The organism is Pseudomonas sp. B26(2017) (assembly GCF_002113045.1).
Taxonomy (GTDB): domain Bacteria; phylum Pseudomonadota; class Gammaproteobacteria; order Pseudomonadales; family Pseudomonadaceae; genus Aquipseudomonas.
Map to the genome: position 1 here is coordinate 35,010 of NZ_NEJJ01000007.1, position 18,432 is coordinate 53,441.

14 protein-coding genes are annotated in these 18,432 nt (G+C 62.7%); 12 read left to right on the forward strand and 2 right to left on the reverse strand.

Annotated features, from left to right (window positions below; genetic code table 11):
- Positions 1 to 204: 204 nt before the first annotated feature.
- The 11 genes from CAF79_RS11890 to CAF79_RS11940 all read left to right on the forward strand — a co-directional run bounded on the left by CAF79_RS11890 (position 205) and on the right by CAF79_RS11940 (position 15,529).
- Positions 205 to 1,557 carry a TolC family outer membrane protein gene (locus CAF79_RS11890; protein ID WP_085698122.1) on the forward strand — a complete coding sequence of 451 codons (1,353 nt, stop codon included), beginning with the start codon at positions 205 to 207 and terminating at the stop codon, positions 1,555 to 1,557.
- A gap of 34 nt (positions 1,558 to 1,591) precedes the next feature.
- Positions 1,592 to 3,748: a type I secretion system permease/ATPase gene (locus CAF79_RS11895; protein ID WP_085697923.1), complete on the forward strand. Its 2,157-nt coding sequence runs from the start codon at positions 1,592 to 1,594 to the stop codon at positions 3,746 to 3,748.
- Positions 3,738 to 5,105: an HlyD family type I secretion periplasmic adaptor subunit gene (locus tag CAF79_RS11900; protein WP_085697924.1), complete on the forward strand. Its 1,368-nt coding sequence runs from the start codon at positions 3,738 to 3,740 to the stop codon at positions 5,103 to 5,105. The genes CAF79_RS11895 and CAF79_RS11900 overlap by 11 nt, the downstream gene beginning before the upstream one ends.
- A 368-nt stretch (positions 5,106 to 5,473) precedes the next feature.
- The gene (locus CAF79_RS11905) at positions 5,474 to 6,391 is read left to right on the forward strand and encodes a LysR family transcriptional regulator (protein ID WP_085697925.1); all 918 of its coding nucleotides are present in this window, start codon (positions 5,474 to 5,476) and stop codon (positions 6,389 to 6,391) included.
- Between the two features lie 102 nt (positions 6,392 to 6,493).
- Positions 6,494 to 8,029, forward strand: coding sequence for an MFS transporter (locus tag CAF79_RS11910; protein ID WP_085697926.1), 1,536 nt, complete (start codon positions 6,494 to 6,496; stop codon positions 8,027 to 8,029).
- 18 nt (positions 8,030 to 8,047) lie between these two features.
- Positions 8,048 to 9,118: an HlyD family secretion protein gene (locus tag CAF79_RS11915; RefSeq protein WP_085697927.1), complete on the forward strand. Its 1,071-nt coding sequence runs from the start codon at positions 8,048 to 8,050 to the stop codon at positions 9,116 to 9,118.
- A complete protein-coding gene (locus tag CAF79_RS11920; RefSeq protein ID WP_085697928.1) occupies positions 9,115 to 10,566 on the forward strand; it encodes an efflux transporter outer membrane subunit in 1,452 nt (483 codons plus the stop codon). Before CAF79_RS11915 ends, CAF79_RS11920 begins: the two co-directional genes overlap by 4 nt.
- 270 nt (positions 10,567 to 10,836) lie before the next feature.
- Positions 10,837 to 11,616: an efflux RND transporter periplasmic adaptor subunit gene (locus CAF79_RS11925; protein ID WP_085697929.1), complete on the forward strand. Its 780-nt coding sequence runs from the start codon at positions 10,837 to 10,839 to the stop codon at positions 11,614 to 11,616.
- Positions 11,613 to 12,932: an efflux RND transporter periplasmic adaptor subunit gene (locus CAF79_RS11930; protein WP_085697930.1), complete on the forward strand. Its 1,320-nt coding sequence runs from the start codon at positions 11,613 to 11,615 to the stop codon at positions 12,930 to 12,932. The genes CAF79_RS11925 and CAF79_RS11930 overlap by 4 nt, the downstream gene beginning before the upstream one ends.
- On the forward strand, positions 12,933 to 15,029 hold the full coding sequence (locus CAF79_RS11935; protein WP_085697931.1) for a biotin/lipoyl-binding protein: 2,097 nt from the start codon (positions 12,933 to 12,935) through the stop codon (positions 15,027 to 15,029). It abuts the gene before it with no gap.
- An 11-nt stretch (positions 15,030 to 15,040) separates the two neighbouring features.
- Complete coding sequence (locus CAF79_RS11940) at positions 15,041 to 15,529, forward strand: GNAT family N-acetyltransferase (RefSeq protein ID WP_371917919.1); 489 nt, start codon at positions 15,041 to 15,043, stop codon at positions 15,527 to 15,529.
- Between the two features lie 9 nt (positions 15,530 to 15,538).
- Here the strand turns inward: CAF79_RS11940 and CAF79_RS11945 are convergent, their stop codons facing one another.
- Positions 15,539 to 15,850 carry a hypothetical protein gene (locus CAF79_RS11945; RefSeq protein WP_085697933.1) on the reverse strand — a complete coding sequence of 104 codons (312 nt, stop codon included), beginning with the start codon at positions 15,848 to 15,850 and terminating at the stop codon, positions 15,539 to 15,541.
- Positions 15,851 to 15,907: 57 nt separating this feature from the next.
- Positions 15,908 to 16,495 carry a phage tail protein gene (locus CAF79_RS11950; RefSeq protein WP_085697934.1) on the reverse strand — a complete coding sequence of 196 codons (588 nt, stop codon included), beginning with the start codon at positions 16,493 to 16,495 and terminating at the stop codon, positions 15,908 to 15,910.
- A gap of 240 nt (positions 16,496 to 16,735) precedes the next feature.
- On the opposite strand from CAF79_RS11950, the gene CAF79_RS11955 reads away from it, so the two are divergent.
- A complete protein-coding gene (locus CAF79_RS11955) occupies positions 16,736 to 18,331 on the forward strand; it encodes a glycosyltransferase family 39 protein (protein ID WP_085697935.1) in 1,596 nt (531 codons plus the stop codon).
- The last annotated feature ends 101 nt before the right edge of the window (positions 18,332 to 18,432 follow it).

Sequence of the window (18,432 nt, forward strand, 5' to 3'; positions counted from 1 at the left end):
GCCAAACTATTGACCTTCTGGGAGCCATCCTAAACAATCGCCCCGGTAATGTCACATTGATATTTATGCGGCGACCTGCCCTTCAGCGTGTGATCCAGTTCCGGTTTTAAACTTTCCGACATACGGTCATTCCGGTTGCCATCTTCCGACGCAGCTCGACATTTTGCTGTGATTCAAGACAAGAAGTTCTGGGAAATCTTTACCATGCGTTCGCACCTGTTCAAGGCTCTACCCTTCGCTCTCGCCGCGTCTTTCGTACAGGCACAATCCTTACCAGAAGCCATGCAACAGGCGTTGGATGTCCATCCGGAAATCCAGGCAGGGGTCAACAGCCGACTGGCCGCGGATTATCAGTTAAAGGCTGCAAAAGGTGGATACCTGCCCAAAGTTGATCTGCTGGGCGGTTATGGCCGTGAAGGCACCGACAGTGTGACCACCCGCGCCAATGGTGGCGGCAATCACTGGGAAACCCTGAACCGCAGCGAGTCAAGTTTACGTCTCTCGCAAATGGTTTTTGACGGTTTTGCGACGTCCAGCGAAGTCGGGCGTCAACAAGCCACCGTCAACTCCCGCGCCTATTCATTGCTCGGCACTTCCGAGCGCACCGCGCTGACCGTGGCCCAGGTTTATCTGGACGTGCTCACCCGTCGCGAATTCGTGCGTCTGGCCGAAGAAAACCTCAAGAGCCACCAGCGCATCTACGACCAGATCCAGTTGCGCACCCAGCGCGGCGTCGGCAGCGGTGCCGACCTTGACCAGGCCGAAGCGCGGATGGCCCAGGCCCGCAACAACCTGATCACCGAGCAGACCAACCTCGCCGATTCGGAAACCAACTTCCTCAGCGCCGTCGGCCAGATGCCCGATCAGCTGGAGCGTCCGGCGCCGTTCATGGCGATGATGCCGGCCAACCTGAATGAAGCGCGCCAGCAGATGCTGGAAAACAGCCCGATCCTGCGCTCGGCCGAGTCCGATATCGCCGCTGCCGAAAAGCAGTACGAGACCGCCAAGTCGACCTTCTACCCGCGCTTCGACGCCGAGCTGGGCCGCACTGCCGACAACGATCTCGATGGCCAGAACGGTCACAACAATGAATGGCAGGCGATGCTGCGCATGCGCTTCAACCTGTATTCGGGCGGCAGCAACAAGGCGGATCTGGAGTCCAAGTCCTACCTGTCGAACCAGGCGCTGGACATCCGCAACAATGCCTTGCGTCAATTGAATGAAGAACTTGGCCTGGCCTGGAACGCCCTGAACAACGCCAATGCACAGGTGCCGATCGCTCAGCAATACGTTGATCACAGCACCGCGGTGCGCACCGCTTACCAGCGTCAGTTCAGCCTCGGCGAACGTACCCTGCTGGATTTGCTGGACAGCGAAAACGAGTTGTTCACCGCTTCGCGCCGTCTGGCTGAAATCAAAAACATTCAGTTATTTACTCAGTACCGAATCAAGGCGACCATGGGCGAATTGCTCAAGAGCCAGGGAGTGGTCGCACCTTTGGCATCCGTTGTGCAGAACGACGTGAAGCCCAAGGTCCAGCTGCCTGGGATGAATTGAGTTGTCCCTTTTCAACTGCTAAAGAGTGTCGAGCGTGGAATCAGAAGTCAGTCGAGTTCATCTCAGTCATGATCCACGCGCGTTGCACGACGATCCGTTACTGGATGGTCTGCTCGCTCTTTGCATGCTGCACCAGAAACCCGCCAGCGCGGCCATGCTGACCACCGGCCTGCCGCTGCCCAAGCAACGCCTGAGTGTCGAGCTGCTGCCCCGTGCGGCGGCGCGCGCCGGGCTGCAGGGGCGGGTGCTGCAACGCAAGCTGGAAGAGGTTCCGGCGATTGCCATGCCGGCGCTGTTGCTGCTCAAGGATGGCCGCAGCGCCGTCCTGCTCGGCTGGCAGGGCGAGAACGAAGCACGGGTGCTGCTCAGCGAAAGCGACGGCGGTGAATCCCTGGTCAGCCGCGAACTGCTGGCCGACGACTACACCGGCAAAGTGTTCTTCGCCCAGCCCCAGCACAAATTCGACGTCAACCACGGCACGCTGATCCCGCGTGCGCGCTCGTGGTTTCGCGACACCCTCAAGCGTTCGCGCTGGCTGTACGCCGACGCCATCGCCGCCAGTTTCCTGATCAACATCATCGCCATGGCCGCGCCGCTGTTCGTGATGAACGTCTACGACCGCGTGGTGCCGAACCAGGCCGAAGCGACACTGTGGGTGCTCGCGCTGGGCATCACCGGCGCCTATCTGTTCGACCTGATCCTCAAGAGCCTGCGCAGCCTGTGCCTGGATCTGGCCGGCAAGAAAACCGACCTGATCATCTCCGCCACGCTCTTCGAACGCATCGTCGGCATGGCCATGAAATACCGCCCGGCGCGGGTCGGCAGCTTTGCCCAGAACATCCACGAGTTTCAGAGCCTGCGCGATTTCCTCGCCTCGCTGACCCTGACCAGCCTGATCGATTTGCCGTTCACCATTCTGATCTTCATCGTCATCGCCATTCTCGGCGGGCATCTGGTGTGGATTCCGGTGCTGGCCTTCCCGATTGCGCTGCTGATCGGCTACGCCTTGCAGAAGCCGCTGGTGGCAACCATGGAACGCACCATGGCGCTGGGCGCCGAGCGTCAGTCGAGCCTGATCGAAACCCTCGCCGGCCTCGACGCGGTGAAGGTCAACAACGCCGAAAGCGAGCGCCAGTACCAGTGGGAGCAGACCATCGGCACCCTCAGCCGCCTCGAGCTGCGGGTGAAAATGCTCTCCGGCCTGGCGATGAACATCACCCTGCTGATCCAGCAACTGGCCGGGGTGATCATGATCGTCTTCGGCGTGTACCAGATCATCGCCGGCAACCTGAGCATGGGCGGTCTGATCGCCTGCTACATGCTCAGTGGCCGCGCCCTCAGCCCGCTGGCGTCGCTGTCCGGTCTGCTGACCCGCTACCAGCAGGCACGGGTGACCATGACTTCGGTCGATCAGATGATGGAGCTGCCGCAGGAGCGTAACTTCGAAGAGCGCCCGCTGAGCCGCAAGGTCCTGCAAGGTGCGATCGAATGCCGCCAGCTCAGCTTCACCTACCCGGAGCAACAGAACCCGGCGTTGAAGAACATCAACCTGGTGATTCGTCCCGGCGAGAAGATCGGCATCATCGGCCGCAGCGGTTCCGGCAAAAGCTCACTGGCGAAACTGCTGGTCGGCCTGTACCAGCCGGACGACGGTGCGTTACTGGTGGACGGCGTGGACATCCGCCAGATCGACGTCAGCGAGCTGCGCTACAACATCGGCTACGTGCCGCAGGACATCCAGCTGCTGGCCGGCACCCTGCGCGACAACCTGATTTCCGGCGCCCGTTACGTCGAGGATGAGTTGGTCCTGCAAGCGGCCGAACTGGCCGGTGTCCACGAATTCGCCCGCCTGCACCCGCAGGGCTATGAACTGCAGGTCGGCGAGCGCGGGCAGAACCTGTCCGGCGGTCAGCGCCAGAACGTCGCGCTGGCCCGGGCGCTGTTGCTCAATCCGCCGATTCTCTTGCTCGACGAACCGACCAGCGCCATGGACAACACCGGCGAAGAGCGCCTCAAGCAACGCCTCGCGGCGGTGGTGGAAAACAAGACCGTGGTGCTGGTGACGCACCGGGCATCGCTGCTGTCGCTGGTTGATCGTCTGTTGGTGGTCGACCGTGGACAGATTCTCGCCGACGGCCCGAAAGCGGCCGTCATGGAAGCGTTGAAGAAGGGGCAGATCAGTGTTGCTTAAGTCGGGTTTCAAGGATTCGATCCGCCGCTACTTCAAGGGCTCGGCATCGCTGCAGGGGCAGCCGCTGCCAGAGGTCAACAAGGCTTTGATCGAGGACGCGCCGCGTGTGGTGCGCCTGACGATCTGGGCGATCATCGGTTTCTTCGTGTTCCTGATGCTGTGGGCCAACTTTGCCGTCATCGACGAAGTGACCAAGGGCGACGGCAAGGCGATTCCCTCGTCGAAGATCCAGAAAATCCAGAACCTCGAGGGCGGGATCGTCTCCGAGCTATTCGTCAAGGAAGGCCAGATCGTCGAGGCCGGCGCGCCACTGGTGCGGCTTGATGACACGCGATTCGTGTCCAACGTCGGCGAAACCGAAGCGGATCGCTTGTCGATGCTGCTGCGGGTCGAGCGCCTGAGCGCCGAGGTCGATGACCGTCCGCTGAATTTCCCCGAGGACGTGCTCAAAGCCGTGCCGGGTCAGGCGAAGAGTGAAGAGTCGCTGTACATCAGCCGTCGTCAGCAATTGCACGACGAGGTCGGTGGTTTGCAGGAGCAGTTGATCCAGCGCCAGCAAGAGCTGCGCGAATTCACCTCGAAGCAGGCGCAATATCGCCAGCAACTGGGTCTGCAACGCCAGGAAATCAACATGTCCGAGCCGCTGGTGGCCCAGGGCGCGGTGTCGCCGGTGGAAGTGCTGCGACTCAAGCGTGCCGAAGTGGAAACCCGTGGTCAGCTCGACGCCACCACGCTGGCGATCCCGCGCGCCGAATCGGCGATCAAGGAAGTGCAGCGCAAGATCGACGAGACCCGTGGCAAATTCCGCAGCGAAGCCCTGACTCAGCTCAACGAAGCGCGCACCGACTTGAACAAGGCCCAGGCCACCGGCAAGGCGCTGGAAGACCGGGTCAGCCGTACGCTCGTTACTTCGCCGGTGCGGGGTATCGTCAACAAGATGCTGGTCAACACCATCGGCGGCGTGATCCAGCCGGGCAGCGACCTGCTGGAAATCGTACCGCTGGACGACACCCTGCTGGTCGAAGCGAAGATCCGCCCGCAGGACATCGCGTTCCTGCATCCGGGCCAGGAAGCCACGGTGAAATTCACCGCGTATGACTACACCATCTACGGCGGTTTGAAGGCCAGGCTGGAGCAGATCGGCGCCGACACCATCACCGATGAAGACAAGAAAACCACCTACTACGTCATCAAGCTGCGCACCGAGCGCAGCCATCTCGGCACTGACGAGAAGCCGTTGCTGATCATCCCGGGGATGGTGGCGTCGGTGGACATCATCACCGGCAAGAAGACTGTGCTGAGCTATTTGCTCAAGCCGATCATCCGGGCGCGGGCCGAGGCGTTGCACGAACGCTAGATTTTCATTTGCCCTTCACGCCTCATCGCTGGCAAGCCAGCTCCCACAGGAATCTCTGCTGGAACACGATCGTGTGCTCACCAAAGAATTCTGTGAGAGCGGGCTTGCCAGCGATGCGTCAGGTTGAACACCACATACCTGTCAGTAAGTGACAAAAATGGTCACTCACCATCCGGTCCATTCCTAAGCAATCGCCATATGGTTATTTGTTAGCGGTATTTAAATTCCGCTTCTTATAGCTATAAAGTCATCCTCGGCGTACCTGCCGACCAATCGGCGCGCCGCACGACACTGGGGCGTGCAGCGCTGATTTTCTGATCTGCTAGCATTGCGTGCGAATCAATCCTGATCGGTCATGAGTGCTCAGCATGCAACTCCCGGACATGAACCTGTTGGTCGCCCTCGACGCCTTGCTCGACGAAGGCAGCGTGGTCGGTGCCGCACGGCGGATGAACCTCAGCCCGGCGGCCATGAGCCGTACGCTGACGCGGATTCGCGAAGCCATTGGCGATCCGGTTCTGGTGCGTGCCGGACGCGGTTTGGTGCCTACGCCCAAGGCTCTGGAGTTGCGCGAGCAGGTGCGCGATGTGGTCGAGCAGGCGGCGCTGCTGTTTCGCTCGGCGGATGCCGTTGAACTGGGCACGTTGCGCCGGCGCTTCAGCATTCGCGCCAACGATTTTTTCGTCGGCGTGTACGGCGGCAAACTGTTCGACACCCTCGATCAATTGGCGCCGCACTGCGAATTGCGCTTCGTTCCCGAAGGTGACGGCGACGATGAAGCCTTGCGCGAAGGGCGGATCGACCTGAGCGTGAGCAACACCCGCCCGGTGACCCCGGAAGTCAAAATACAGAACCTGTTTTCCACCCACTTCGTCGGGCTGGTGCGCGAGGACCATCCGCTGCTGGATGGCGAGATCACCGCCGAGCGGTACGCCGGGTTTTCCCACATCAGCATGTCCCGCCGGGGCATTGCCCGGGGGCCTATCGACACCGCGTTGAATGCCCTGGGCCTGGAGCGGCGAGTCGCAGTGATCGCGCCGAGTTTCCACGCGGCAATGTTCGCGCTGCCGGATTCCGACCTGATCCTGCCGGTGCCCAAGGAAGCGCTGCTCAGCGTGCGACGGCTGGGTTTGAAGCTGCGCTCATTCGATCTGCCGATCCCGCTGCCGACGCTGATGCTGACCCAGGCCTGGCACCCGCGTTTCGACAAGGATCCGGCCCATCGCTGGCTGCGCGAAACCCTCAAGACCTGCTGCGATGAAACTTGGCTGGCGGCGCAGCCCTGAGAGTTGCGTCTGATGCACTTATAAACTGCCGAGAAGTCAATTTTCGTCAGCACTAAGCCCTACTACCATGCTCCGGTATTTTTCCCTCCGGAGTTTGCCTGCATGACATCCCTGACGGTTACGGCGCCGATTGCCGCTGCCGCTCCGATGGCCGCCGCGCCACCGGTGTTCGGGGCGCGGATCATCATTGGTCTGGTCGGCGTGCTGCTGGCGGTGCTGGTGTCGGGTCTCAACGAGATGGTGACCAAGGTCGCCCTGGCCGACATTCGCGGCGCCCTGAGCATCGGCTACGACGAAGGCACCTGGCTGGTCGCCGGCTACACCGCGATGTCGGTGGCGGCCATGGCGTTCGCGCCGTGGTGCTCGGTGACCTTTTCCCTGCGTCGCTTCACCCTGTGCGCCATTGGCGTGTTCACCCTGCTCGGGGTGCTCTGCCCGTTCGCCCCGAACTACGAAAGCCTGCTGCTGATGCGCATCCTGCAAGGCCTGGCTGGCGGCGCGTTGCCGCCAATGTTGATGACCGTTGCGCTGCGGTTTCTGCCGGCCAACATCAAGCTTTACGGTCTGGCCGGTTATGCCCTGACCGCCACCTTCGGCCCAGGCCTTGGTACGCCGCTGGCCGGGTTGTGGACTGAATACGTCGGCTGGCAGTGGACTTTCTGGCAAATCATCGTGCCGTGCCTGATTGCCATGGCGATGGTTGCCTGGGGCATTCCACAGGATCCACTGCGCTTGGAGCGGCTCAAGTCGTTCAACTGGAAAGGCCTGCTGCTGGGCTTTCCGGCGATCTGCATGCTGGTGATCGGCCTGTTGCAGGGCAATCGTCTGGACTGGTTCGAGTCGAATCTGATCTGCGCTTTGCTCGGCGCCGGTTCGCTGTTGCTGGTGGCGTTTCTGATCAATGAATGGTCGCAGCCGATTCCGTTTTTCAAGTTGCAGATGCTCGGCATTCGCAACCTGTCGTTCGCGCTGATGACCTTGGCCGGCGTGCTGGTGGTGCTGTTGGCGGTGGTGCTGATTCCATCGAGTTATCTGGCGCAGGTGCAGGGTTACCGGCCGGTGCAGACCGCGCCGATCATGCTGCTGGCGGCGTTGCCGCAACTGATCGCGCTGCCGCTGGTGGCGGCGCTGTGCAACCTGCGTTGGGTCGATTGCCGCTGGGTGCTCGGCATCGGTTTGAGCATGTTGACGCTCTCCTGCCTGGGCGGCTCGCAGCTGACTTCGGTGTGGATTCGCGACGATTTCTACGTCCTGCAATGGCTGCAGATTTTCGGCCAGCCGATGGCAGTGCTGCCATTGCTGATGCTGTCGACCGGCAGCATCCAGCCGCAGGACGGGCCTTTCGCTTCGGCGTGGTTCAACACCGTGAAAGGCCTGGCGGCGGTGGTCGCCACCGGCGTGATCGAGGCGCTGACCACTTCGCGCCTGCATTTTCACTCGACGATGCTGGTCGATCGCCTCGGCAATTCGCCGCTGGCCGCCAGCAATGACCCCGGCCTCGCTCATCGCCTGCATGAACAGGCGGTGGTGCTGACGTCTTCGGATCTTTACCTGTGCATGGCTGGCGTCGCGGTGGCGCTGATCCTGCTGATTTTCTGGCTGCCGACGCGGATCTTCCCGCCGCGCGCGCCGACCTGACTGAAATAGAAGGTTCTTATGACGACTCAAGCAAAGCAAAAACTCGCGGTGGCTGTGGCCGCTGCGCTGGCGGTCGGTGTGCTGGTGTATCTGGCGATGCCCGGTCTGTTCGGCAAGCGCACTCAACAGAACACCAATGATGCCTTTGTCTCCGCCGACTTCACTCTGGTGGTGCCGCGTGTGGCGGGGTTCATCAAAGAAGTGCTGGTGGAAGACAACCAACAGGTCAAGGCCGGCCAGTTGCTGGCGCTGATCGATGACCGCGACCTGCGCGCCGCTGCAGAGGCCGCCGATGCGCAAACCCTTGTCGCCCGTGCTCAACTGCAGAACGCCAAGGCCACGCTGGAGCGCCAGACCTCGGTGATCGCTCAGGCGCAGGCGTCGGTGGTGTCGGCCAAGGCTGAAATGGCTTTCGCCCAGCAGGAATTGAACCGCTACAACCACCTCGCCGGCGTCGGTGCCGGCACCGTGCAGAACGCGCAACAGGCGCGCACCCGGATCGATCAGGCTTCTGCGCGTCTGGACACGGCCACGGCAAAACTGGCGGCGGAACGTAAGCAGGTCGAGATTCTGACGGCGCAGCGCGATGCCGCCGAAGGCAGTTTGAAACACGCTCAGGCCGCGCTGGAAATCGCCAGTTTCGAGCTGTCATACACGCGCATCACCGCGCCTCAGGACGGCATGATCGGCGAACGCGCGGTGCGGGTCGGCGCCTATGTGACGCCGGGCAGCAAGTTGCTGGCGGTGGTGCCGCTGAAGCAGGCCTATGTGGTCGCCAACTTCCAGGAAACTCAACTGACTGATGTGCGGCCGGGGCAGGACGTTGTCGTGCGGGTCGACAGCCTCGGCGGCGAAGCCCTCACCGGCCGCGTCGAGAGCATCGCTCCGGCCACCGGCGTGACCTTCGCGGCGGTCAAACCGGACAACGCCACCGGCAACTTCACCAAAGTCGTGCAGCGGATTCCGGTGAAAATCCTGCTGGAGCCTGGCCAGCCGCTGGCCGAACGCTTGCGGGTGGGAATGTCGGTGGAGGCGAGCATTGATACCAAAAGCCCGGCGACGTCGATTCGTGAGGTGACGCAGCGATGAAGCACCTTCAGTCCATGACCGTGGCCCTGAGTCTCTCGGCGTTGGCGGCCTGCACCGTCGGCCCGGATTTTCAGAAGCCCGAAGCCACGCGGATTGCCGAGTGGGCAAAACCGTCGAAAACCGCCGTCAGCAAGACTGTCAGCGAACCGTTGAACGAGCGCTGGTGGGAAGTCTTTCACGACGCGCAACTGTCGGCCCTGACCCAGCGCGCCTTGCGCAGCAACCTTGACCTGCAACTGGCCAGCAGCCGCCTGCAACAAAGCCGCGCGGCCCGTCAGGTGATCACCGCCGATCGTTATCCAACGACTGCCGCCACCGGCAGCTACGCTCGCAAACGCAACAGCGGCGAAGGCCTGAACGATCCGTCCGGGCACAATGGCGATTCTGCGTTCAACCTGTGGGATGCCGGTTTCTCCGCCTCTTGGGAACTGGATTTCTGGGGCCGTGTGCGCCGGGAAACCGAAGCCGCCGATGCCAACCTCGAGGTCGCGGAAAACGACCGTCGCGGCGTGCTGCTGGCGGTACTCGCGGACACCGCGCAGAACTACATCCAGTTGCGCGGCGTGCAAAACACCCGCGCGGTCACCGAGCAGAATCTCGATGTGGCGCGGCACAGCCTGAAACTCTCGCAACTGCGCCTCAACGACGGCGTGGCCACCGATCTCGACGTCGCCGAAGCGGCCGCACAAGTGGCGGCCATCGAATCGCGGCTGCCGGCACTGGAGCAACGTCAGGCGCAACTGATCAACGCCATCAGTCTGTTGATGGGTGAACCGCCGCAGGCTCTGTCCAAAGCGTTATCCACAGATGCCCCAGTGCCACAGTCGCCACTGACTGTCGCCATCGGCTTGCCGTCGCAACTGGCCGAGCGCCGCCCGGACATCCGCCAGGCCGAAGCCCGGTTGCACGCCGCCACCGCCAATATCGGCGTGGCCAAGGGCGATTTCTATCCGCGCATCACCCTGTCCGGCAATCTCGGTTCGCAGGCCATGCAACTCAGCGACTTCGGTTCCTGGGGCTCACGCGCCTTCGGCATCGGCCCGCAATTCAGCCTGCCGCTGTTCGACGGCGGCCGCTTGCGCGGCGTGCTGCAACTGCGTGAGGCCCAGCAGCAGGAAGCGGCGATCGGTTATCAACAGACCGTCCTGCGTGCCTGGCACGAAATCGACGACCAATTGACCGCCTACAACGCCAGCCAGCGCCGGCGCGACAGCCTCGCCGAAGCCGTGCGCCAGAACCAGATCGCCCTGCGCACCGCGCAACAGCAATATGTCGAAGGCGTGGTCGACTTCGTCAACGTCCTCACCGTGCAAGGCGCACTGCTCGCCACCCAGGAACAATGGGTGGAAAGCTCCACCGGCGTTTCACTGGCGATGGTCGGCCTGTATCGGGCGTTGGGTGGGGGATGGGAGTCGGTGTATCCGGTGGGGGAGATGGCGCAGCGTTGAGGGCATAAGTACAAAATAAAAAAACCGGCCGAAGCCGGTTTCTTTGACCCCAACTGCCAGCGAACTAAATCGCTACGTACGGGGTTGAGTGCGGTGAGAGTAAGCAACGAACGATAAATCGGCAATAACGGCCCTTTGGAAAGACGCGTAGGAAACTTCCCTAAAGTTTGTAAGCGACGAAAGCGCCCACCTCAAGACGAATGATGGCCTTTCGCTTGACGCTAATTGCCGCTGTCGTAGACTCCGAGCATCCGTCAGGGAGTAACGGTTATGCGGCGTTTTCGAGGTTGGGTTGTCGGGTTGTCCTTTGTTACGTGTGCAGTTCAGGCTCAAACGCCCGCGCCAGACGATCCGCTGCTGGATAACGGCGGGGCCGCGAATGCATCGGCCAGCAGTGAAGCGCGCGGTGTGTTGCGAGCGAGGGATCAGGCGACCCTGGCCAGCGAGTTGTCGGGGCGGATTGTCGAGTTGCCGTTCAGCGAGGGCGAGTCGTTCAAGAAGGGCGATACTCTGGCGCGTTTCGACTGTTCGGCCTATCAGGCTCAGTTGAATGCTGCGCAGGCCGCCAGCCGTGGCGCCAGTGAAGAGTTGGCGCACAACCGGCAACTGGCGGCGCTCAATTCCGTCGGGCGTTTCGAAGTGGCCCGGGCCGAAGCCAAGGTCAGCGAAACTCAGGCGCAATCTCAGGTTTATCAAGTCCAGGTCAAACGCTGCAGCGTGGTCGCGCCCTTCGATGGGCAAGTGGTCGAGCGCAAGGTAAAGCGTTATGAAAGCGTGCCGGCCGGGGCGCCGCTGCTCGATGTGGTCGACAATCGCACCCTGGAAATCCATCTGCTGGTGCCGTCGCGCTGGATGGCCAGGCTCAAGCCCGGTCAGTCGTTCAGCTTCGTGCCCGACGAAACCGGTCAGCCGATCGACGCCACGGTCAAACGCCTCGGTGCGCGGATCGACGAAGGCAGTCAGACCCTGTTGCTGGTCGCAACACTCCCCGACGCCAAAGGCTTGCTTGCCGGCATGAGCGGCACCGCACGCTTCCCGGAGCTTAAGTGAACGCCCCGGTGAGCGGCGCCGCCGAGCAGGTGTTCGCGCGGTTTCTCGATCTTGAACGGCAGACCCGCGCCGCCCATGACATTTCGCAACTGGCCTACAGCCTGGTCAATGACGGCCAGTCGCTGTTCGGTTTTCGCCATGCGGCGCTGCTGATCGCCGGCAAGGTGCGGGCGGTGACCGGGGTCAGCGCAGTGGAGCCGAATGCGCCGTTCGTGGCGTTCGTCGAGCAGGCCGTGGCACAACTGTTCAAGCAGGATGTGCTGAAACAGGCGCGGGTGATCCCGCCGGAAATGGTCGGCGAATCGATTCAGGCCGACTGGCGCAGTCTGTCGGCCATGCAAGTGTTCTGGCTGCCGCTGATCGACCGACAGGGTCAGGTGTTTGGCGGTTTGTGGCTGGCCCGTGATCTGCCGTGGAATCCTTCTGAACAAGTGCTGCTGTCGCAGCTGGGCGACACCTACAGTCATGCCTGGCTGGCGTTGCAACCGCGCAAGCCGTGGCGGCTGCGCTGGACCCGCAAACGTCAGGTGGCGCTGGTCGCCGTGTTGCTGCTCGGGCTGTTGATCCCGGTGCGTCAGTCGGTGCTGGCACCCGCCGAAGTGGTACCTCAGGGCGGGCGCGTTGTCGCCGCGCCGCTGGACGGGGTGATCGCCGAGTTTCTGGTCAAACCCAACCAGAGCGTGAAAACCGGCGACCTGCTGCTGCGCTTTGAAAGCACGACGCTGAAGGCTCAGGCCGATGTCGCCGAGCGTGCGCTCGGGGTTGCCGAAGCGGAGCTCAAAGCCAATTCCCAGCGCTCGTTTGTTGATGCCGAATCCAGCTCCCGGGTCGATCTGCTGGCCGCCCGCGTCGAACAGAAACGCGCCGAACGCGACTACGCCCGCGAACTGCTCAACCGCAGCGAAGTGCGCGCCGAGCGCGATGGCATTGCGGTGTTCGCCGATGCCGAGCGCTGGACCGGCAAACCGGTGCAGACTGGCGAACGGCTGATGGAGATCGCCGACCCGAGCCAGGCCGAACTGCGTATCGAGCTGGCCGTGGGCGATGCGATCTCGCTGGAGCCGGGCGCCGAAGTCGCGCTGTTTCTCGACAGCGACCCGTTGCAGCGCCACCTCGCCACCCTCGAACGTTCGGCCTACGAGGCGCAGCCCACCGCCGGCGGCCAATTGGCCTATCGGCTGGACGCCGGTTTTGCCGACGCCCCGCCGCGTATCGGCCTGCGCGGCACCGCCAAAATATTCGGCGACCGCGCGCCGCTGGCCCTGTACCTGCTGCGGCGTCCGCTCGCCGGGCTGCGCCAGAGCGTGGGCCTGTAAATGACTCTGCCGAGCCTGCGTGCCGACCTGCAATTGTCGCCCGCGGCGCCGGCACTGGACGGTTCGCCGCGCTGGACCCTGGCCGACCCGGTGCGCGGGCGCTACTTCAAACTTGGTGCGGCGGCGATGCGCCTGTTGCGCCACTGGTCGCTGGGCGATCCCGAACAAGTGCTGCGCGCCGCCAACCGTGAACCTGGGCTGCCTCTCGACGCCAGCGAGCTGGCGCAACTGCTGGAGTTCCTGCGCGGACATGACCTGATCAGCGCACTCGACGAACAGCAGCGCGCCAGCTATCGGCTCAAGGCCCTCGTGCAACGCCAGAGCCTGTGGAAAATCCTGCTGCATCAATACCTGTTCTTCCGCATTCCACTGTGGCGCCCGGACGCTTTTCTCAACCGTGCCTGGCCGTGGCTGGAGCGCTTCGGTCCGAAGATGTTGCGTTATGGTCTGCCGGCGACGCTGGCGCTCGGGGTGTTTCTGGTGTCGCGGGACTGGCAGCGGTTCGTTGGCACTTTTCCGCACCTGTTCAGCCTCGGTGGCGCGATCGCGTTCGGCATCGCGCTGTTTTTCGCCAAGTTGTGTCACGAGTTCGGTCATGCGTTCATGGCCAAGCGCGCCGGGTGTCGGGTGCAGAGCATGGGCGTGGCATTCATGGTCCTGCTGCCGATGTTCTACACCGATGTCAGCGATGCCTGGCGGGTCAATGACCGACGCGCGCGACTGCTGATCGGTGCCGGTGGCGTGCTGGCGGAATTGCTGCTGGCGAGCCTTGCGCTGCTGGCCTGGTCGTTCCTGCCGGACGGGCCCGGTCGCACGGCGGCGTTCATGCTCGCCAGCGCGACGTGGATCACCACGCTGGTGGTCAATCTCAACCCGTTCATGCGCTTCGATGGTTACTTTTTGCTCAGCGACTTGTGGGAAGTCGACAACCTCCAAGGCCGGGCCTTTGCCCTGTGTCGCTGGCGGCTGCGGGAATTTCTGTTCGGCTATGGCGCACCGGCGCCGGAGCCTTGGTCGCCGACGATGCAGCGGCGTTTGCTGATCTGGGGGTATGGCTCGTGGTTATGGCGTGCGGCGTTGTTTTTCGGGATCGCGCTGGCGGTCTATCACCTGTTCTTCAAGGTGTTGGGGATCTTCCTGATGCTGGTGGAACTGGTGTGGTTCATCTTTCTGCCGATCATGAGTGAGTGGCGCCAGTGGTGGAGCCGCCGCGAACAGGCTCACGGCCCCCGCGTGCTGCTCAGCAGCCTGGCGGTACTCGGTTTGTTGCTGGTGCTGGTCGTGCCGTGGCGCAGCTCGGTCGAGTTGCCGACGATGCTCGAGGGCGGCCGCGCCAGTGCCTTGCATGCGCCGACAGCGGCGCGGGTCAAAGCCGTGAAGGTCACGGATGGTCAGACCGTTGCTCAGGGCGACGTGCTGATCGAACTGGAATCGCCGGACCTCGATTCGCGGCAGGCCATCGTCCGCCGGGAAATCCGCATCCAGCAATTGCTGATGCGTCGGCAGGCCGGCCGCAGTGAAACCGCTGCCGATGCCGGCATCGTCGAGCAGCGTCTCGCCGAAGCGGTGGCGGAGTATCGCGGCCTGACCGCCCAACGCGAACGTCTGCTGTTACGTGCGCCCCATGCCGGCACCGTGCGTGACCTGCTGCCGAATCTGACGCCGGGCCGCTGGCTGTCGAGCAAGGATGCGCTGGCGCGGGTGGTCGAGGACGGCACGCGACTGCGCGGTTATCTGGCCGAAGCCGAACTGTGGCGGGTCAAGCCCGGGGCCACCGGGCGGTTTATCGCCGACGACCCGATGCATGCCGCCATCGCGGTGCAACTCAATGAAATCGACACCAACGGTGTGGCTTATGTCGATCAGGAGGCGCTGACCTCCGATCACCACGGACCGATTGCCGTGCGCCGCGATCAGCAGCAACGGGCGGAACCGGTGCAGGCGCAATACGGCGTGCGTTTGACTACGCTGGATCAGGCACCGACCCCGGTGCAGCCGCTGCGCGGCGTGGTGGTGTTGCAGGGCAGCGGCGAATCGGTGCTCGGTGTGGCCTGGCGCCGAATGGCGGCGTTGGGGGTCAGGGAAAGCGGTTTCTAGGGAGCATGAAGATGACGGACAACCTGGCGGCGGACGGATTGGTGGTGCGGCCTTCGCGGGCGACTGACGGGCCGTTTCTGCAAAGCCTGTATCAGTCGGCGCGGCCGGATCTGCAGTGGATCGACGGCGAGCAGGAACAGGTGCAGCAAATCGTTGCCCAGCAGTTTCAGGTGCAGGAGCAGGGCATGGGTGAAAACCATCCCGACGCCATGCACTACATCGTAGAAAAACTCGGCACCGCCATCGGTGCACTCAGCACCGATTTCGGCGTCAATGAAATTCGCGTGTTGTACCTCGCCTTCATTCCCCAGGCCCGGAGCAAGGGTTACGGACGAACCGTGCTGCAAGGCGTGCAAAAAGCCGCGCAGCAAGTGCGCTGCCCGGTGGCGACGGTGGTCTGGGCCAACAACCCCCATGCGCGCCAGCATTACCTGGCGCTGGGGTTTGCCGTGGAAGAGCGCAATCCGGCGGCAGAGCGGTTGGTGTGGTACCCGCAGTGAGTCGGGGTTTCAGTTGAAGGAAATGCAGAAATAACCCAACTGCGGATCCCGCCCCATCGCCGGCACCCGCGACACGAAAATATCCTCCACCCGGCCGAGCTCCGGCAGTTCCAGCGCGCATAAACCGTCGACGAATTCGGTGGGCACCAGGCTGTTGAACTCGAGGCAGAAGGGCATCCGTTCGCTGTAGCGGGTTTTTGCCGCCGGAACCTCATCAAGGTGCTCGATCTGAATCGGCAATGCCGTGCCATCGGGCAGGTGCAGCGTGCGTTGCTGTCCGAGCAACGGCTGGACGTGTTGAATCTGAACCGTTTGCAGCATGGTCTGACTCCAGTGAAAAAAAGAACGGCCGGGGGCTGTGAAGCCCCCGGCGTTTGTTCAGTTGCGCGACGGGAACAGGCCGTTGAGGGCAACGCTGAAGTTGAGGACCAGGGCCGGGTTCAGGATCGGCAGTGGCTGACTGCCGCCGGTGGAGGAAATGTCACCGGTGACGGTGGTGGTCATACCCTTGAGTGGCACCGGCGTGGCGCCTTGGGCGTCAGAGTAAATGTTCGCCGAGCCCGGGCCGCCGCCGGACGCGCCGAGGTACGAGTTGGTGGCGGTCGGCACGGTCGCCGGATTGCTGGCAGGTACGGCCAGCGACAAGGCCGTGTTGGCGGTGAGGCCGGTCATGGCATGAGTGTGGTTGGGCATGTTGGCGATGGTGGCAGTGACGTTTTCGGTGCCGTACACCTGACCGATGACGCGCGGTGTCAGACCCAGGCCATTGCCTTGTGCGACAGGCACGCGACCTTGCAGGTTGGGCAGTTGAAAGTTGGTCGTGCCATTGCCGCCGTAGTAAGTGCCCAGCAAGGCGAACAGCGCCTGGTATTGCGAGATGCTCAGGATTTGCCCGTTGCACAAGGCCCAGCCACTGGGGGCAAAGTTGAAGGCGAACGGTTGAATCGTACCCATAAAGACTTCCATGGTTCCTCATCCTTCTGTTGTGTGGTCGGCGCGCCGCGCGTTCGCCCTTGTTGTCGGGCCGGTAGAAACGTTTTGCTGACTCCTTCCTTTTGCGCGGGCAGGTCACGCCAAGCCCTAGCGTAGACCCGGATCGACGGACTTGCCGGACGTCGTCGTATCCGCGCATCGACTTCGGCGCTGGCCTAAAGTGTTCGCAGTTGATGACGCAATTGTGTTCGCAAAAACGCTGAGGGGAGGTTGATGGAGTTCCTTCGCGAGACGCCGCTGGGGGATACCCAGGATCCGTTCGCCGCACCAAATGCCGGTGTCCGACGACTGTTGCGCTGGGCGCGCCAGCACTGGTTGATACCGATCTTGCTGCTGGCAACCGTGGTGCGTTTTTATGACCTGACGGCTGCCGCGATCTGGGGCGATGAAGGTTCGAGCCTGCTGCTGGCGCGCTATTCGCTGGACGGGATCTGGACGCACGCCGCGTTCGACGTGCATCCGCCGCTGTACTTCATGCTGTTGCACGGCTGGATCGGGATGTTCGGCGACGGCATCCTGGCCATTCGCAGTTTCAGTGCACTGGCCGGCATCGCCACGGTCGGGCTCGGTGTGAGTCTGGTCGACCGGCTGGCTACCCGCCGCGCCGCGATAATCGCCGGGGTATTGCTGGCGCTGCTGCCGACGGCGGTGCGCTACAGTCAGGAAGTGCGCATGTACGCGTTGCTTGGCTTGCTGCTGGTCGGCGCGACGCTGGTGCTGGTCAAATGGATCCGGCGCCCGCAGCGTCACCGCTATCTGCTGATCTACGCGCTGTTGATGACCGCTGCGTTGTACACCCATTATTTCGCCGTGCTCGCGGCGCTGAGCCATTGGCTGTATCTGGGGCTGATCCGGCTGTTGCCGGGTTTTCGCCTGAAGCATCTCCAGCGCAAGGACTGGTGGCTGGCCAATCTGGCCATCGTCGTGCTCTACCTGCCGTGGCTGCCGAACCTGCTTGAACTGCTGCAACACATGGACGCCCTCAAGGCTGGCGGCGATGTGGGCTGGGAAGACCCGGTGACCCTGTCTTCGCTGCCGTCGATGATCTGGCTCTGGCTGATCCAGGATGAGGGCGAGCAGCTTCCGTTGTTGCTGTTCGGCGGTGTGCCGCTGGCCTTGCTGGTGCTGGCGGCTGTCGCCGTCGCCCGGGATCGCAGCGTGAGCCATGGCAGCGTCCTGCTGGCGCTCTACACCGGCGTGCCGTTGTTGCTGGTGTTCGCCGTGTCTTTCGTCACGCCGGTGTTCGTCGAGCGTTATCTGACCGCCTACGCGCTGGGGCTGCCGATGCTGGCAGCGCTGGCCATCGACCGCCTCTACACCAGCGTGCGCGTGCTGGCGGTCGCGGTGCTGCTGTCGCTGGTCGGGGTCGAGATGATCGGGGTGAACGCCAACGCCACGGTCGACCGCAACGACCAGTTCGACGTCATGGTCGATTACGTCAATCGCCACTTCGCCAGCGGCGACCGGATCGTCATCAGCGACATGCTCTGGTACCTCAGTTACGTCTATTACAACCGCACTGACGCTCAAGTCCGGCTGTTTACGCCGCCCACCGCCGAGGGCCGCTCCACGCGTCCGAACCACTACGGTTTCGGCACGCTGGTATCCGATGGCGTTTACCTGGATCGACTGAGCGAATTGCCACAGGGCAGTGCCCGGGTCTGGTTGATCAGTGACCTGGATGCGGAGGTGCCGGATCCATTCCTGCCCTTGCCTGCGACCTGGCAGTTGCGGGATCAGGTCCAGGCGGGTGGCGCGAAAGCGCGACTTTTTTCGTTACCTCTGCCCAATGGACCGGAAGAAAACTGACTTAAACGCTTCACCATTTTATTCGCGATAAAAAATGAATTTTTAAGTCTGTTTTGCTCTGTTTTGATATCAAAACACTAGTAGTCGAAAGGGTATTGTTG

Coding starts and splice junctions, on each gene's coding strand:
- CAF79_RS11890 (WP_085698122.1), top strand. CDS start 205: ATGCGTTCGCACCTGTTCAAGGCTCTACCCTTCGCTCTCGCCGCGTCT.
- CAF79_RS11905 (WP_085697925.1), top strand. CDS start 5,474: ATGCAACTCCCGGACATGAACCTGTTGGTCGCCCTCGACGCCTTGCTC.
- CAF79_RS11910 (WP_085697926.1), top strand. CDS start 6,494: ATGACATCCCTGACGGTTACGGCGCCGATTGCCGCTGCCGCTCCGATG.
- CAF79_RS11915 (WP_085697927.1), top strand. CDS start 8,048: ATGACGACTCAAGCAAAGCAAAAACTCGCGGTGGCTGTGGCCGCTGCG.
- CAF79_RS11920 (WP_085697928.1), top strand. CDS start 9,115: ATGAAGCACCTTCAGTCCATGACCGTGGCCCTGAGTCTCTCGGCGTTG.
- CAF79_RS11925 (WP_085697929.1), top strand. CDS start 10,837: ATGCGGCGTTTTCGAGGTTGGGTTGTCGGGTTGTCCTTTGTTACGTGT.
- CAF79_RS11935 (WP_085697931.1), top strand. CDS start 12,933: ATGACTCTGCCGAGCCTGCGTGCCGACCTGCAATTGTCGCCCGCGGCG.
- CAF79_RS11940 (WP_371917919.1), top strand. CDS start 15,041: ATGACGGACAACCTGGCGGCGGACGGATTGGTGGTGCGGCCTTCGCGG.
- CAF79_RS11945 (WP_085697933.1), bottom strand. CDS start 15,850: ATGCTGCAAACGGTTCAGATTCAACACGTCCAGCCGTTGCTCGGACAG.
- CAF79_RS11950 (WP_085697934.1), bottom strand. CDS start 16,495: ATGGAAGTCTTTATGGGTACGATTCAACCGTTCGCCTTCAACTTTGCC.
- CAF79_RS11955 (WP_085697935.1), top strand. CDS start 16,736: ATGGAGTTCCTTCGCGAGACGCCGCTGGGGGATACCCAGGATCCGTTC.